Origin of the sequence: Devosia limi DSM 17137, assembly GCF_900128975.1 — a bacterium.
In the GTDB taxonomy this organism is placed as follows: Bacteria; Pseudomonadota; Alphaproteobacteria; order Rhizobiales; family Devosiaceae; genus Devosia; species Devosia limi.
Map to the genome: position 1 here is coordinate 12563 of NZ_FQVC01000011.1, position 13282 is coordinate 25844.

Annotated in this window: 14 protein-coding genes; 9 read left to right on the forward strand and 5 right to left on the reverse strand. The window is 62.4% G+C overall.

Annotated features, from left to right (window positions below):
* Nucleotides 1–249 precede the first annotated feature (249 nt).
* A complete protein-coding gene (locus BUA69_RS15850; RefSeq protein WP_046133598.1) occupies nt 250–459 on the forward strand; it encodes a cold-shock protein in 210 nt (69 codons plus the stop codon).
* A 146-nt stretch (nt 460–605) separates the two neighbouring features.
* Here the strand turns inward: BUA69_RS15850 and BUA69_RS15855 are convergent, their stop codons facing one another.
* Nucleotides 606–1763, reverse strand: coding sequence for a PQQ-dependent sugar dehydrogenase (locus tag BUA69_RS15855; RefSeq protein ID WP_046133599.1), 1158 nt, complete (start codon nt 1761–1763; stop codon nt 606–608).
* Nucleotides 1764–1967: 204 nt separating this feature from the next.
* On the opposite strand from BUA69_RS15855, the gene greA reads away from it, so the two are divergent.
* From greA to BUA69_RS15880, 5 genes are all read left to right on the forward strand, one after another.
* A complete protein-coding gene (greA, locus tag BUA69_RS15860) occupies nt 1968–2441 on the forward strand; it encodes a transcription elongation factor GreA (protein ID WP_046133600.1) in 474 nt (157 codons plus the stop codon).
* A gap of 162 nt (nt 2442–2603) precedes the next feature.
* The gene (gene trxB / locus BUA69_RS15865) at nt 2604–3554 is read left to right on the forward strand and encodes a thioredoxin-disulfide reductase (RefSeq protein ID WP_046133601.1); all 951 of its coding nucleotides are present in this window, start codon (nt 2604–2606) and stop codon (nt 3552–3554) included.
* A 29-nt stretch (nt 3555–3583) separates the two neighbouring features.
* Nucleotides 3584–4477, forward strand: a complete 894-nt coding sequence (locus BUA69_RS15870) for a LysR family transcriptional regulator (protein WP_046133602.1) — start codon at nt 3584–3586, stop codon at nt 4475–4477.
* Between the two features lie 295 nt (nt 4478–4772).
* Nucleotides 4773–5759: a magnesium/cobalt transporter CorA gene (gene corA / locus BUA69_RS15875; RefSeq protein ID WP_046133603.1), complete on the forward strand. Its 987-nt coding sequence runs from the start codon at nt 4773–4775 to the stop codon at nt 5757–5759.
* A 1446-nt stretch (nt 5760–7205) separates the two neighbouring features.
* Nucleotides 7206–8321 (forward strand): hypothetical protein, encoded by a 1116-nt coding sequence (locus tag BUA69_RS15880; protein WP_143154547.1) that lies wholly within the window; start codon nt 7206–7208, stop codon nt 8319–8321.
* 106 nt (nt 8322–8427) lie between these two features.
* On the opposite strand, the gene BUA69_RS15885 is transcribed toward BUA69_RS15880, so the two are convergent.
* Both BUA69_RS15885 and BUA69_RS15890 read right to left on the reverse strand, forming a co-directional pair.
* Nucleotides 8428–9630: a pyridoxal phosphate-dependent aminotransferase gene (locus BUA69_RS15885; RefSeq protein ID WP_046133606.1), complete on the reverse strand. Its 1203-nt coding sequence runs from the start codon at nt 9628–9630 to the stop codon at nt 8428–8430.
* Nucleotides 9631–9706: 76 nt separating this feature from the next.
* Complete coding sequence (locus BUA69_RS15890) at nt 9707–10813, reverse strand: LacI family DNA-binding transcriptional regulator (protein ID WP_425283910.1); 1107 nt, start codon at nt 10811–10813, stop codon at nt 9707–9709.
* Nucleotides 10814–10938: 125 nt separating this feature from the next.
* Here BUA69_RS15890 and BUA69_RS15895 point away from each other — a divergent pair, with 125 nt between their 5' ends.
* Complete coding sequence (locus tag BUA69_RS15895; protein WP_046133608.1) at nt 10939–11121, forward strand: hypothetical protein; 183 nt, start codon at nt 10939–10941, stop codon at nt 11119–11121.
* 14 nt (nt 11122–11135) lie between these two features.
* Here BUA69_RS15895 and BUA69_RS21060 read toward each other — a convergent pair whose 3' ends face one another.
* Nucleotides 11136–11498 (reverse strand): DUF4864 domain-containing protein, encoded by a 363-nt coding sequence (locus tag BUA69_RS21060; protein ID WP_160300084.1) that lies wholly within the window; start codon nt 11496–11498, stop codon nt 11136–11138.
* Between the two features lie 267 nt (nt 11499–11765).
* On the opposite strand from BUA69_RS21060, the gene BUA69_RS15905 reads away from it, so the two are divergent.
* Together BUA69_RS15905 and BUA69_RS15910 are read left to right on the forward strand one after the other, a co-directional pair.
* Entirely contained in the window at nt 11766–12017 is a 252-nt protein-coding gene (locus BUA69_RS15905) for a hypothetical protein (RefSeq protein WP_046133610.1), read from the forward strand.
* Between the two features lie 136 nt (nt 12018–12153).
* A complete protein-coding gene (locus BUA69_RS15910; RefSeq protein ID WP_046133611.1) occupies nt 12154–12582 on the forward strand; it encodes a CBS domain-containing protein in 429 nt (142 codons plus the stop codon).
* A 210-nt stretch (nt 12583–12792) separates the two neighbouring features.
* Here the strand turns inward: BUA69_RS15910 and BUA69_RS15915 are convergent, their stop codons facing one another.
* Nucleotides 12793–13137, reverse strand: a complete 345-nt coding sequence (locus BUA69_RS15915) for a GNAT family N-acetyltransferase (protein WP_425283912.1) — start codon at nt 13135–13137, stop codon at nt 12793–12795.
* Between the last annotated feature and the right edge of the window lie 145 nt (nt 13138–13282).

A 13282-nucleotide genomic window follows, 5' to 3' on the forward strand; every position in this document is an offset into this window, starting at 1 on the left:
ACTTGATGAACTTAGTCATTATCCTGGTTGACCCAAAGTCGACCGGGTATTTTGTCGTGCCAACACGACATATTGAACACGAGTTTCTTTCGGGATAGAATTGCGCCATCGAATATTGCGGCCGACCGATCTGATCATGCGAACACCATTCGCCCTGCTGACGTCACTCTCCGATATTTCGATCACTCAAGTCTCGATCATTGTGATCGGGGCTGCCTACAGCAGCGACTGCACGAGGGAACGCGCATCATGGCAACTGGCACCGTAAAGTGGTTCAACGGCCAAAAAGGCTACGGCTTCATTCAGCCCGACGAGGGCGGGGCTGATGTGTTTGTGCACATCTCCGCCGTTCAACGCTCTGGCTTGAATGGCCTGGATGAAGGTCAGAAGATCACTTACGAAATCGTCAAGGACAAGCGGACTGGCAAGTCCGCCGCCGACAACCTGACCGCCGCCTGACCAGGCAGCGTACGAGCATAAGGGGCGCATCCACTTGGAGGGGATGCGCCCTTTTTGTTTTCCGGGGCTGAACTTCACCCCACCGCCGTCACCCCGGCGCAAGGGATCCAGTTTCCTCCCTTTCACCTATCCACGACCGGAACGCCCTACATCCCCTCTGGCGCCACACGCATCACACGGCCATTGCTGGCGTCCGTCAGCACATAGACCGCGCCATCCGGCCCCACCCGCACATCGCGGATCCGCCCCAGCGCCCCTTCGAACAGTCGCTCCTCGCCGACCACCTGGTCGCCTTCCATGTCCAGCCGGACCAGCACCTGTCCGCTCAGCCCGCCAGTCAACAGGTCGCCCTGCCACTCGCCGATCAATTCACCCTCGTAGAAGTCGAGCCCCGACGGCGAGATCGATGGGTCCCAATAATGCAGTGGTTGCTCCAGCCCGGCCTGTTCGGTGCCAACGCCAATCGCCAGCCCCGAATAGTCCCGACCATAGGTAATCACCGGCCACCCGTAATTGCCGCCGGCTTTCGGCTGGTTCAGCTCATCGCCGCCCCGCGCCCCATGCTCGACGGTAAACAGCGCCCCATCGCTCTCACGCAGCGTCGCCCCCTGCGGGTTGCGATGTCCCTTGCTCCACAATTGCGGCGCCCAGCCCTCCAGCTGCGGATTGTCGGCGGGCACCGTGCCATCCGGCCCGATCCGCACTACGGCGCCGGCCAGGTCCGACAGATCCTGCGCCCGGTTCATGTCGCCGCGGTCTCCCAGGGTCACGAACACGTTGCCATCCTGCCCCACCACGATCCGCGAGCCGAAATGGCGGTTGGTATTGGTGAAATTGTTCATGCGAAAGATCACGTCCTGCTGGCTCAATTGCCCGCCATCACCATCGAGGGCCAGCGTTGCCGCCATCACCGCCGTGCCCTGCCCGCGCTGCAATCCGGCATCCTGCGCCCTCTCGGCATAGCTCAGATAGAGCCGCCCGCTTTCGGCAAAGTCGGGAGCCAGCGCCACGTCGAGCAACCCGCCCTGCCCCTCGGCATAGACCGCCGGCACACCCGCGATGGGCGGCCCAACCACGCCATCGGCGACAATCCGCAATTGCCCGCTGCGCTCGCTGACCAGCAACCGCCCATCGGGCAGAAATTGCAGCGCCCATGGGTGCTCGAGCCCTTCGGCGATCGTCGTGGCCACGAGCGGGCCGGCGCTGCTCTGGGCTTTTTGCGCCGTAGCAGGCAGCGTAGCTGCGGCAATCAGCAGCAGCGCGATGGCCCCGGAATGGGCTTGGGCATAAGCACTCAACATCATCTGGCCTTTCTTCCCGATTATCCCTAAGACTTGCACTTGCGTGTGGAGACCCCATCTCGAATGCGCAACACCCGCTTGACCACAACGTGGCTTGCGGGCAACTTGAGCCTATCTTCCCGAAAAAGTTATCGTGACGCTGATGCCGAACGTCCTTTTGGCAGGAAGATGCCTATATTTGCCGTGCCTTTGGAGGCGAGACGAAAAATGGACAAGATTCCAATGACGGTTGGGGGCCATCAGGCTCTGACCCTGGAGTACCAGCACCGTACCGCCAATGAGCGTCGTCGCATTATCGACGCCATTTCGGAAGCGCGCGCCCATGGGGACCTGTCCGAAAACGCCGAATATTCGGCGGCCAAGGAACAGCAGAGCCTCAATGAAGGTCGCATCCAGGAACTGGAGTCGATGCTGGCGCTTGCCGACATCATCGACGTGTCCAAGCTTTCGGGCGACAGCGTCAAATTCGGTGCCACGGTAACCTTCCTTGATGAAGATACCGAGGAAGAAAAGACCTATCAGGTCGTGGGCGACCCGGAAGCCGACGCTTCGGGCGGTCGCATTTCGATTTCTTCGCCAATCGCCCGCGCCATGATTGGCAAGGCCGAGGGCGATTCGTTCGAGGTTTCCGCGCCAGGCGGTGCCCGATCCTATGAAATCGTAAAAATCCGCTACATCTAGTGCTCAAAAATTGAGCATACCCCTAGCGGGGGTGTGACATTTCGGTGTTATCACCGCTCTTCTGACCGGACAGCACCGAGTGGACCTTGAATCATTGCTCCCACGGCCTTTATCTAGGCCGGGGGAGTTATTCTTTTCCTCGCAGTTTCGGAGAGCGTCGCGATGCACGCGAAAGTCATCATCATCGGATCGGGCCCTGCCGGCTACACCGCTGCCATCTACGCGGCGCGCGCCATGCTGGAGCCGGTGATGATTCAGGGTCTGCAGCCCGGCGGCCAGCTGACCATCACCACCGATGTGGAAAATTACCCCGGCTTTGCCGACGTCATCCAGGGCCCCTGGCTCATGGATCAGATGAAGGCGCAGGCCGAGCATGTCGGCACCAGGATCGTCAACGACCTCATCGTCTCGGTCGATTTCGACAAGCGCCCCTTCGTGCTGACCGGCGATAGCGGCGATATCTACACCGCCGACAGCCTGATCATCGCCACCGGCGCCCAGGCCAAATGGCTGGGCCTGCCGAGCGAACAGAAATTCCAGGGCTTCGGCGTTTCCGCCTGCGCCACCTGCGATGGTTTCTTCTATCGCAACAAGGAAGTCGTCGTGGTCGGCGGCGGCAATACCGCGGTCGAAGAGGCGCTGTTCCTCACCAATTTCGCCTCCAAGGTCATTGTCGTGCACCGTCGCGACGAGTTCCGGGCCGAGCGCATCCTGCAGGAACGCCTGTTCAAGAACCCCAAGATCGAAGTGCGCTGGAATACCGAAGTGGCCGATATCGGCGGTACCGCCATGCCACCTTCGGTCAATTCGATCACCCTGCGCGATACCGTCACCGGGCGGACATATGAGCAGCCTGTGGACGGCGTCTTCGTCGCCATCGGCCATGCCCCATCTACGTCAATATTTGCCGGCAAGCTGGACATGAAGGCGGGAGGCTACCTTCAGGTCAAACCCGGCACCTGCGAAACCAACATCCCCGGCGTCTTTGCGGCCGGCGACGTCACTGACGATGTCTATCGTCAAGCCGTCACCGCCGCTGGCATGGGGTGTATGGCTGCGCTCGATGCCGAACGATACCTTGCCGAACACGAACTGGCCGAGGCAGCGGAGTAAACCTGCCCACATAAAGAGAAAGCGTCAAAATGCTCGACTGGGACAAGCTCCGGATCTTCCACACCGCCGCCGAGTCGGGGAGCTTCACTCACGCCGCTGAGAAGCTCGGCATGAGCCAGTCGGCGGTCAGCCGGCAGATTTCGGCGCTGGAGGACGATCTCGGCCTCAAACTGTTCATCCGCCACGCCCGCGGCCTCGTGCTCACCGAGGTGGGTGAACAGCTGTTCCGCACTGCCCACCGCATGCATTGGGAACTCCAGCAGGTCGAAACGCAGATGTCCGAAAGTCAGGACGTCCCCACCGGCCCGCTCATCGTCACCACCACGGTGGGCATCGGCTCGACCTGGCTATCGTCACGCCTCGACGAATTCCTCAAGCTCTATCCGCTGATTCAGCTCGAAATCCGCCTCAACGATGCCGAGCTCGATCTGGCCATGCGCGAGGCCGATGTTGCCATTCGCCTGCACCGGCCCAACCAGTCCGAGATGATCCAGCGCAAGCTGTTCACGGTGCATAATTATTTCTACGCCTCGCAGAGCTACATCGCCGAATATGGTGCGCCCAAGAATATCGAAGACCTCGACAATCACCGCGTCATCAGCTTCGGCGAGCCCGTGCCGTCCTATCTCGGCGACATCAACTTCCTCGAACGTCTCGGTCGCTCGGACAATTCTCCGCGCCGGGCGGTACTCAAGGTCAATGCCGTCTATGGCATGATGCAGGCCGCCCGCGCCGGCATCGGCATCGCGATGCTGCCGGCCTATGTCACCGAAAAGGAAGATGGTCTGGTCCAGATCCTGCCGGAGATCCAGATCCCGGAATACGAGGCCTATTTCGTCTATCCGCCCGCGCTCAAGAGCTCCAAGCGTGTCGGTGTGTTCCGCGACTTCCTCGTCGGCAAGGCCCGCGAGTGGAGCTTCTAGGCACCGCAACGACCTCGGTTGCGATCACCCGATGGGCAGGATGAACAATCCTGTCCACCGCGTAGCAGCCACCGGCTATCCCTGTCACCGCCACCCTCTAAGGCGCTGCCGCCCTTGACACTTCCGCCGCACCGGCCCAAGTGTCGGGTGATCGCGGCTCGTCCGCCGTCAGCAACATAGGATCAACCCCGATGAACCCCGACTCTCGAAGTCGAGCCCCAAAGACCGCGGCACCCGTTCAGGCCTGATCCCAGGTCCGCGCGGTGCCGCCAGCACCGCATCAAGGACCACAGCCATGCTCCATATCTATACCTATAGCGGCCAGCACCTCATCCGCTCCGTCACTGACGGCGTCAATAATATCGAGGGGCTGGACCGCGGCATCTGGTATGATCTGATCAATCCCACCCCCGACGAGGAAAAGTTCGTCGAGGCCTGCCTGGGTGTCTCCGTGCCGACGCGCGATGAAATGCAGGACATCGAGCCCTCCGCCCGCCTCTACACCGAATCCAATGCCGAGTTCCTCACCCTGACCGCCCTGGTCAACCTGCGGGAACACGACCCGCTCAAGACCCCGGTCACCTTCGTTCTCCGCGACAAGGTGCTGGTCACCCTGCGCTATGCCGAACCGCTCCCCTTCGCCCTGTTCGAGGCCAGCGCCACCAAGCCCGGCGCGCGTGCCTACAATACCGGCGAGATGGTGATGATCGGGCTGATCGAGGCCCTGATTGATCGACTTGCCCAGATTCTGGAGTGGACCGGCGATGAACTCGACGCGATTTCGCGCGAGGTCTTCCGCTCCAGGGACAAGAGCGCGACCCGCAAGGCGCGCAATCTCGAAGCGCTGATCGAAAAGATCGGCAACAAGGGCGACATGCTGACCCTGGTGCGGGAAAGCCTGGTCTCCATCCTGCGCCTGACCACTTTCCACCAGACCAAGGAAGAGACCAAGGCTGCCCGCGATGTGCGCCAGGAGATGAAGATCCTGCAGCGCGACGCCTCGGCCCTGGGTGATCACGCCGGCTTTCTGTCCAACAAGGTCAATTTCCTGCTCGACGCGACGCTGGGCCTGATCAATCTGGAACAGAACCAGATTATCAAGATCTTCTCGGTCGCCGCTGTGGTCTTTCTGCCCCCGACCCTGGTGGCCTCGATCTACGGCATGAACTTCGAGCATATGCCCGAGCTGGCCTGGCAGGTCGGCTATCCCTTTGCCATCGGCCTGATGATCGCCTCCGCCGTCCTGCCCTACCTGTTCTTCAAGCGAAAAGGCTGGCTATAGGCCACGCCGCCGCCATTGCCCGGCTGGTCCGGGCAATCCCACCCTACCGGGCCATCTCAACCCACCCGGTGATTCCCGCGCCGGCGGGAATCCATTCTCCCTACCATCCCAGAATAGATTCCCGCCGGCGCGGGAATGACTCAGTGAAACTCGCCCACCTGATTCCCGCCGACTCCCCCCCACCTGCTCAATTAATCCCCTCACCGCACCAAAACTGCCGCAAACATCACCATCGCCCCCTGCGACAAGCCGTCCACATGACGGTTTGGTGACAGTAAAATCACTGATTTCATTACACAATTTGCAAGCTCATGCGCCGGACGCATGGCTGGCATAACCATTGCCCAATTGTTGAGCGCAGTGCACATCCCTATATCGATCCTCACACAGCGGGTGCTTCTCCTCCTCCCTTGCTCCTGCTGCGTTCCCTCCTTGTGGGGTTCTGCCCTACAAAACTATGGCTTCGCTCTCCCCTCGAGCGAGGCCATATTTTTTTGCCCAAACGCCTGTGCGCCGGGCCATTCTGATCCGATTTACGCCTGCAACACGCGCATGGCTGACATGTTAACAAGCCAATTGCTGACTCAGTCAGTAGAGATCATATTGCGTTTGTCGCTGAGACGGACCCGTATCCTCCTCCCTCGGTTCCTGTATCGCGACACCCGAACTTGGATCGTATCCTCCTCCCTCGATCCCTGTTCAACCGGCAGAGCGCATATCCTCCTCCCTTGCTCTCTGCCACACTTTCGATTTGGCTTCGGCCCTATCATCAGGCTCCATCTTCGGATGGAGCCTTTTTTTTGCCACTGCCGGCGGCTGCCCTGGTGGGTGAGTGGACACAATGTCGCTGTGTCTGCTGCATGGCTGGCATACCAACTCCGCCATTGCTGACCATCCGGTCAAAATCTATATTCACACCTGTCGCCGCGACGTGCTCCGTATCCTCCTCCCTCGGACCATGTTGCCGACACCCGGTTTCGAGCCGTATCCTCCTCCCTCGGCTTGGGACCACTGGCAGAGCGCATCTCCTCCTCCCTTGCTCTCTGCCCCACTTTCGATTTGGCTTCGGCCCTATCATCAGGCTCCATCTTCGGATGGGGCCTTTTTTTTTTGCGCATTCATTCGCCGCCTGCATGGCTGCACTTCCCAACCGGCGTTTGTTCTCCACCGCCTGATCAGGGATAGTGCTGCATGACTTCCGCTGGCGGCTCCGGCCGCTGGCGCCTCCAAGGTCAGCGGCTTCGGCTGATGACCCCCTAGGCCCTGCCCATCCCCTCGGGCGGGGCCTTTTTTTTCTAGGTCATTCCTGCCGCCAAACCGGCAATATCTGCCGCCGGCTCTCCCCATCGCATCGCTATCCGATTGATCTTGCTGACCTATCCATGCGGCACGGGACTTGCTTACCCAAAGCTTAACCACATGGTGTCATCCCTGCAGGAGCCGATCATGGTGAGCGTCAACACCGCCTACTCCACCACCAGCTATGCCAGCCTGGCCAGCACCTTCGTGAACAATGTCGCCCAGCAGACCGCCGGCACGTCTGGCGCTGCCGCCAAGACCAGCACCGACAGCGCCGCCACCAATGTCACGCTGTCCGATGCCGCCAAAGCCTCGCTGGAGCTCAAGGACTTCGCCACCGTGGTCAGCGAGGTCCGCGCCAAGCTCGAAGCCATCATGCTGGAAGCCGGCCGCACCAATCCGCTGGAAAAGGGCGAGCTGGCCGTCGATCTCAGCACGCTCGACCAGCGCGAACTCTACGCCATGTCCAGCAACGGCGAGTCGAAGTTCACCCCCGATGAGCAGAAGGCGGCGGGCCTCGAAATGCAGCGCCGCTTTGAAGCCGCGCTTTCCGGCCCGGCCGCCGTCGCCAGGGTAACCGGCAATTATCAGAACCTCTACAAGGCCGCCGCCGAATATTTCGACGCCCTCGGCCCCGAGGAAAAGCTCGACAAGGAATGGATTGCCGGCCGCGCCGCCCTCACCGAGGGCCTCAAGCAGTTGCAGGCCGATCCCAAGAAGCTCCCCACCACCAACAAGGACGATCCGGTCGCCCTCTATCTGGCGCTGGCCGAAGCCGGCGAGGCCGCTTCGCCCCGCCCGATCGGCAGTGTCGCCGAGCAGGCCCGCAAGACCCTCGACAAGCTCTATGCCGATGCCGTCGCCAACGGCAAGGTGCCCACATTCAACAGCAAGACCACTGTCGGCACCTATATCGACATGATCGCCTTCGACAGCCGCTCGCTGTCTTCGATCATCCTGGATGGCACTGGCAAGTTCACCGAGACCGAGGTCAACGCGGCCCAGACCGCCATGCGTTCCAAGAGCGGCGCCGCGCTCGTCGCCGGCTTTCAGAACGCCGCCAAATCCAGCGACCCCACCGCCTTCAGCCAGAACGTCATCAGCCTCTATTCGGCCATGAGCCCCGAAGAGCGCCAGGCCGCCGGCTGGAGCAAAAAGTTCTACGAGGCGGCTTTGTCCAGCTACACTTCCACCGCCAAGATGATGGAAATGTTCGGCGAATCCAGCGGTAATACCGGCTTCTCCAGCTGGTTCAGCAAGTAGCAGCCGGAAGCGCCACAGCCTGTCAGCGCCCGGCCCCTTCCTCACCCACCAGCCGTCATCCCGGCGAAAGCCGGGATCCAGTTTTCTTGCCGGCGCTACTCCGCCCCTACGCGATCCCGGCGCAAAACGCCTGGATTCTTGCCACCGCCTCTTCCAGCTCGGCATTGGCCGCGGCATAGCTCAGGCGGAAATGCCCCGGCAGGCCGAAGGCGGTGCCATGCACCAGCGCCACGCCGGTTTCCTCCAGCAGCGCCATGACGAAGTCCTCGTCCGTCACCAGCCTGGTGCCGCCGGCGCTGGTCTTGCCCAGCAGGCGCTGGCACGACGGGAACACGTAGAACGCCCCTTCCGGTGTCAGACAATCGAGCCCGGTATCGGCGTTGAGCCCCTTGACCACCAGGTCGCGCCGTTCCTGAAACACCGCCCGCCACTCGGCGAGGAAGTCCTGCGGTCCGTTCAACGCCTCGACGGCGGCCCATTGCGCGATCGAGGACGGATTGGTGGTCGACTGGCTCTGCAGCTTCAGCATCGCCGCCAGCAGCGGCCGCGGGCCCGTGCAATAGCCAATGCGCCAGCCGGTCATCGCATGCGACTTTGACACGCCATTCATGGTCAGCGTGCGCGGGCGCAGCGCCGGCTCCACCTGCGCGATAGTGGCGAACACGCCGCCATCATAGACCAGCACTTCATAGATATCGTCGGTCAGGATGTGCACATGCGGATGGCGCAGCAGCACATCGGCCAACCCGCGCAGCTCCGCCGCGCTATAGGCCGCCCCCGTCGGGTTGGACGGCGTATTGAGGATCAGCCACTTGGTCGCCGGGGTGATCGCCGCGTCCAGCGCCTCCGGAGACAACTTGAACCCCGTAGAGGCATCAGCCACCGCAAACACCGGCGTCGCGCCGCATAGCCGCACGATTTCGGGATAGCTCACCCAATAGGGCACCGGCACCACGACTTCGTCGCCCGGGTTCAGCGTCGCCATCAGCGCGTTGAAGATGATCTGCTTGCCACCCGAGGCGACAAAGCAATCGGCGGCGGTCACGTCCAGCCCATTATCCCGGCGAAACTTGGCGGCCACGGCTTCCTTGAGTTCAGGAATGCCGTCCACATTGGTGTAGCGGGTCTTGCCCTCGTTCATGGCGCGGATCGCGGCCTCGCGCACATTGAGCGGCGTGTCGAAATCGGGCTCCCCCGCCGACAGCGCGATAATATCGCGGCCTGCCTGCGCCATGGTGCGCGCCTTCTGGCTGATCGCCACCGTCGCCGACGGCGCCACGCGCTCAAGTGCTTCGGACAAGAAACCCATAGTCAACCTCCCGGAAAGTCGGGGGGATTGATACGGCCAAGTGCCGCGCCGGGCAAGCTGGGTTGCGCGACTTCCGTCAGGCCGCAGGCGGCGCCGTACTCGCGCGCACTGCCAGCGTCACGGGGAGTGTGCGCCGTTCGCTCGGCACGGCGTTTTCAAGGATCGCATGGACCGCCACCCGGGCGATCTCGGCCATCGGCTGCACGATGGTGGTCAGCGCCGGCGTCGATGCTTGCGCCTCCGGCACCCCGTCAAATCCGACAATGGAAACATCCCCGGGCACCTGCAGGCCCCGCGCCTTCAGCCAGTCCAGCGCATAGAGTGCAATCCTGTCCGACATGGCGAGTAGTGCCGTCGGCCCCTCCCCGCCGGCAAAGATCCTCGCCAGGCAGGCTTCGACGCTCGCCTTGTCATTGCGCGTCTCGTAGACCGGCAAGTCCTCCGGCCCAAGACCAACTGCGGCCAGCGCCTGCCGATAGCCGGTGACGCGATCGCGCGATGTCGCATAAATCGCCCCGGCGACATCCGCCGCGCTCACCAGCCCGACATGGTCATCGGCATTGAATTCGGTCGCCAGCACCGCAAACTTGCGATGCCCCAGATCGGTCAGGTGACGGGCCGCCAATGCCCCGCCGCTGACATTGTCGATGCCGATAGCCGGGATCGAGCGATCCTGCACGCCCAGCGCCAGCGCCACGAACGGCAATTGCCGCTCCCGCGTCAGCTGCACCAGTTCCTCCCCACCCTCGACACAGAGCAGGATAAACCCGTCGACCAGCGCGCTCTGGATATTCCAGGCCAGCCGCTCGTGGTTCATCGCCGAAACCAGTGCGATCCCCGAGCCGCTGGCGTCGCAAACCCGGGCGATTGCCGCCATCAGCGCCCGCGCCCATGGATCGTCGAAGAAATACGACATCGGCTCGACAGCCGCCACGCCGATGGCATTGACCTTGCCCGCGCGCAGCAGCCGCCCTTTGAGGTCCGGCCCGCCATAGCCCAGCGCCTTGGCCGCCGCCAGCACCCGCTCGCGCACCTCGTCGCGCACCAGGTTGGGCCGGCTGAACACATTGGACGCCGTACCCTGCGACACCCCCGCCGCCTTGGCCACATCCGCCAGCTTCACGCTCTTGCCTGCCACCGATACCTCGCTCCAGCGCCGCGGACCCGCCGTTGGGCACGTGATAGCACGATATTGGATCGGTTCAAAATTGACTTGACCCAGCTCTTGGCGATGCTATTTTTGAATCGGTTCAAGCCAGACCTCGATCCTGAATTGAATCGATTCAAACGATATCACAGGAGCGGAACGTGATCCCCGCCAGTTATCTCTTCAAGAATGTCTATCGTCAGACCTGGATCGATCCCCAGCCAGGTGCCCCCGTCGCCCACGCCCAGCGGCATCGGCCGGCGCGCACCACCGCCTGGCTGTCCACCCTCGTCCACCGCCTGCCGCACCTGGACCGGCACCAGGCAGGCTGTCCCGATCGCTGAGCCCGACCGCCAGGCTAAATCCCCACGCCTGCGTCCCTGCGCAGCATCACGCCCTGCACCCGCCAGCCTGCATCGGGCTCATCGGCCAGCTGATACAATGCCTCATAAAGCCCCAGGTCCGGCCCGACGAACCGCACCACCTGCAACACCGCCGTGTCGCTCACCTGGGTGGCCTCACCGAAACTATGGGACCGCGACTCCACGATCGGCCGATAACCCGAGCGCAGGATATCGGCATAGAATAGCGCGGGATCGCTATAGCGCGCCCTGAACCCGGCCCCCGCAAATTCCAGTGCCGCGGCCCCATCGCCACTGCGAAATGCCTCGATTTGTCCGGTGACCACCGCCTGCCAGGGCGGTTCCTCCGTTTGTGCCATCGCCGGTGTCATTGCCGGTGTCATCACTAGAAACGCAAAAACCGCGAGTGCCATAGCCAGACGCATATTCGCCTCCTGTGCTCGGCGGAAGTGGCGCGGCCCATGCCTGCCACACTTCTGCCCTGAAATGGTACGCGCTTCACCCAGATCGGCACAAACTCGAACCGCATTCCGCTGGTTCAATGGCACCATTGTTAAGAGTGAGACGACGTCGATCCCATGCACAAATCTACGTCACCCAAGCGGAAAAGTTTCAGGCTCTATGCCATGGCGACCACGGCCACTCTGGTCATTGGCGCGTCGGCAGCCCTGTTGACGGGCGTCACACCGGCAACAGCAGCGAACCTGGCGAACCAACCGGATGCACAAATTGCCGTCTTCATGGTGCCGCTGACCATTCTCGTTCTTGCAATGCTTTACGAAGTCGCGCGCTTTGCCTTGCGCGGCAACCTGCCCGTCGAAGCCCCGCTTCGCCGGAACTCGCGTCGTTACTGGAAACCCGGCCGCGACGAGGGTTGACCTCCTCCCATATTTCTTGATCACGTCAACAACTGGGTCGGCCTCGCGCCGGCCCTTTTCTGTGGGTGGGCACGACCATCGGCCTATTGCCGCGGCGCTTTCTTGGGTTCACATTGAGCCAAAGGAGGACGAAACGATGCTAGTCGACGCTATCCTTCAATCCAAGGGTGTCGTGGTTCACACCCTGCCCGAAACGGGTACGCTGGCCGATGCAGTCGCCATGCTCAACACCCACAATATCGGCGCCGTCGTCATCACCGCTGCCGGTGGTGGCATTGTCGGCATTCTGTCCGAGCGCGACATCGTGCGCCAACTCGGCAAGAACCCGGGCGGCGCCCTGGATCTGCCCATCGCCTCATGCATGACCCGCGGCGTTTTCACCTGCTCGCGCGATACCCCGATCAACGACGTCATGGAACGCATGACCCGCTACCGCATCCGCCATATGCCGGTCGCCGAGGACAATGCCCTGATCGGCATCGTCTCTATCGGCGACGTGGTCAAGCGCAAGATCGAAGACGTCGAACAGGAAGCCCTCGCCCTGCGCGAATACATCGCCTCCTAGGATTCTTTCCGGCTACAACGCAACCACCGGCCCAGCGGCCCCAGCACCTCCCTCCCCCTTGAGGGGAGGGACCGAGGGTGGGGTCCCTGGGCCCTTGCGCCCATCCAACAGCCAGCACGCGCACCTCCCCTCGACGAGAGAGCCGGGTGGGGTGGAGCAACGCGCCCAACATGAGGGTGGGGGTCCCTGGGCCCTTGCCCAATGGCTCCCTCACCCCAGCCGCATCAATCCCGCCGCCGTCGGCCCAAACCCGCACTTGCGGTAGAACCCCTCCAGTCCCGGCTCGAAATCCACATGCAACCACTGTGCCCCGCGCGCCATGGCCGCCAGTTGCGCCGCCTCGACCAGTTTCAGCGCAATGCCCTGCCGCCGATAATCGGTATCCACGCAGGTATCGAGAATGAACGCGTGGATGCCCCCATCCCACGCCACATTGACGAACCCCACCAGCCGATCACCGTCATAGGCTCCGACATGCCCCAGGCTCCGCTCCAGCACCGGCGCGAAGCTCGCCGGTCCGGCATCGCCCCAGGCCTTGAGCCAGAGCGCCCGCATCGCTTCGTCTCGTGGAAACGGGTCCACCACGATCTCGATCACCACTCGCGCCCTCCAACATTACCAGCCTGTCCAAGTGTTCATGTCCCCGCAAGGTCCAGGAAAACTGCTCTGGCCTAGGGTTCTTCCTGTGCTGGACGAACCG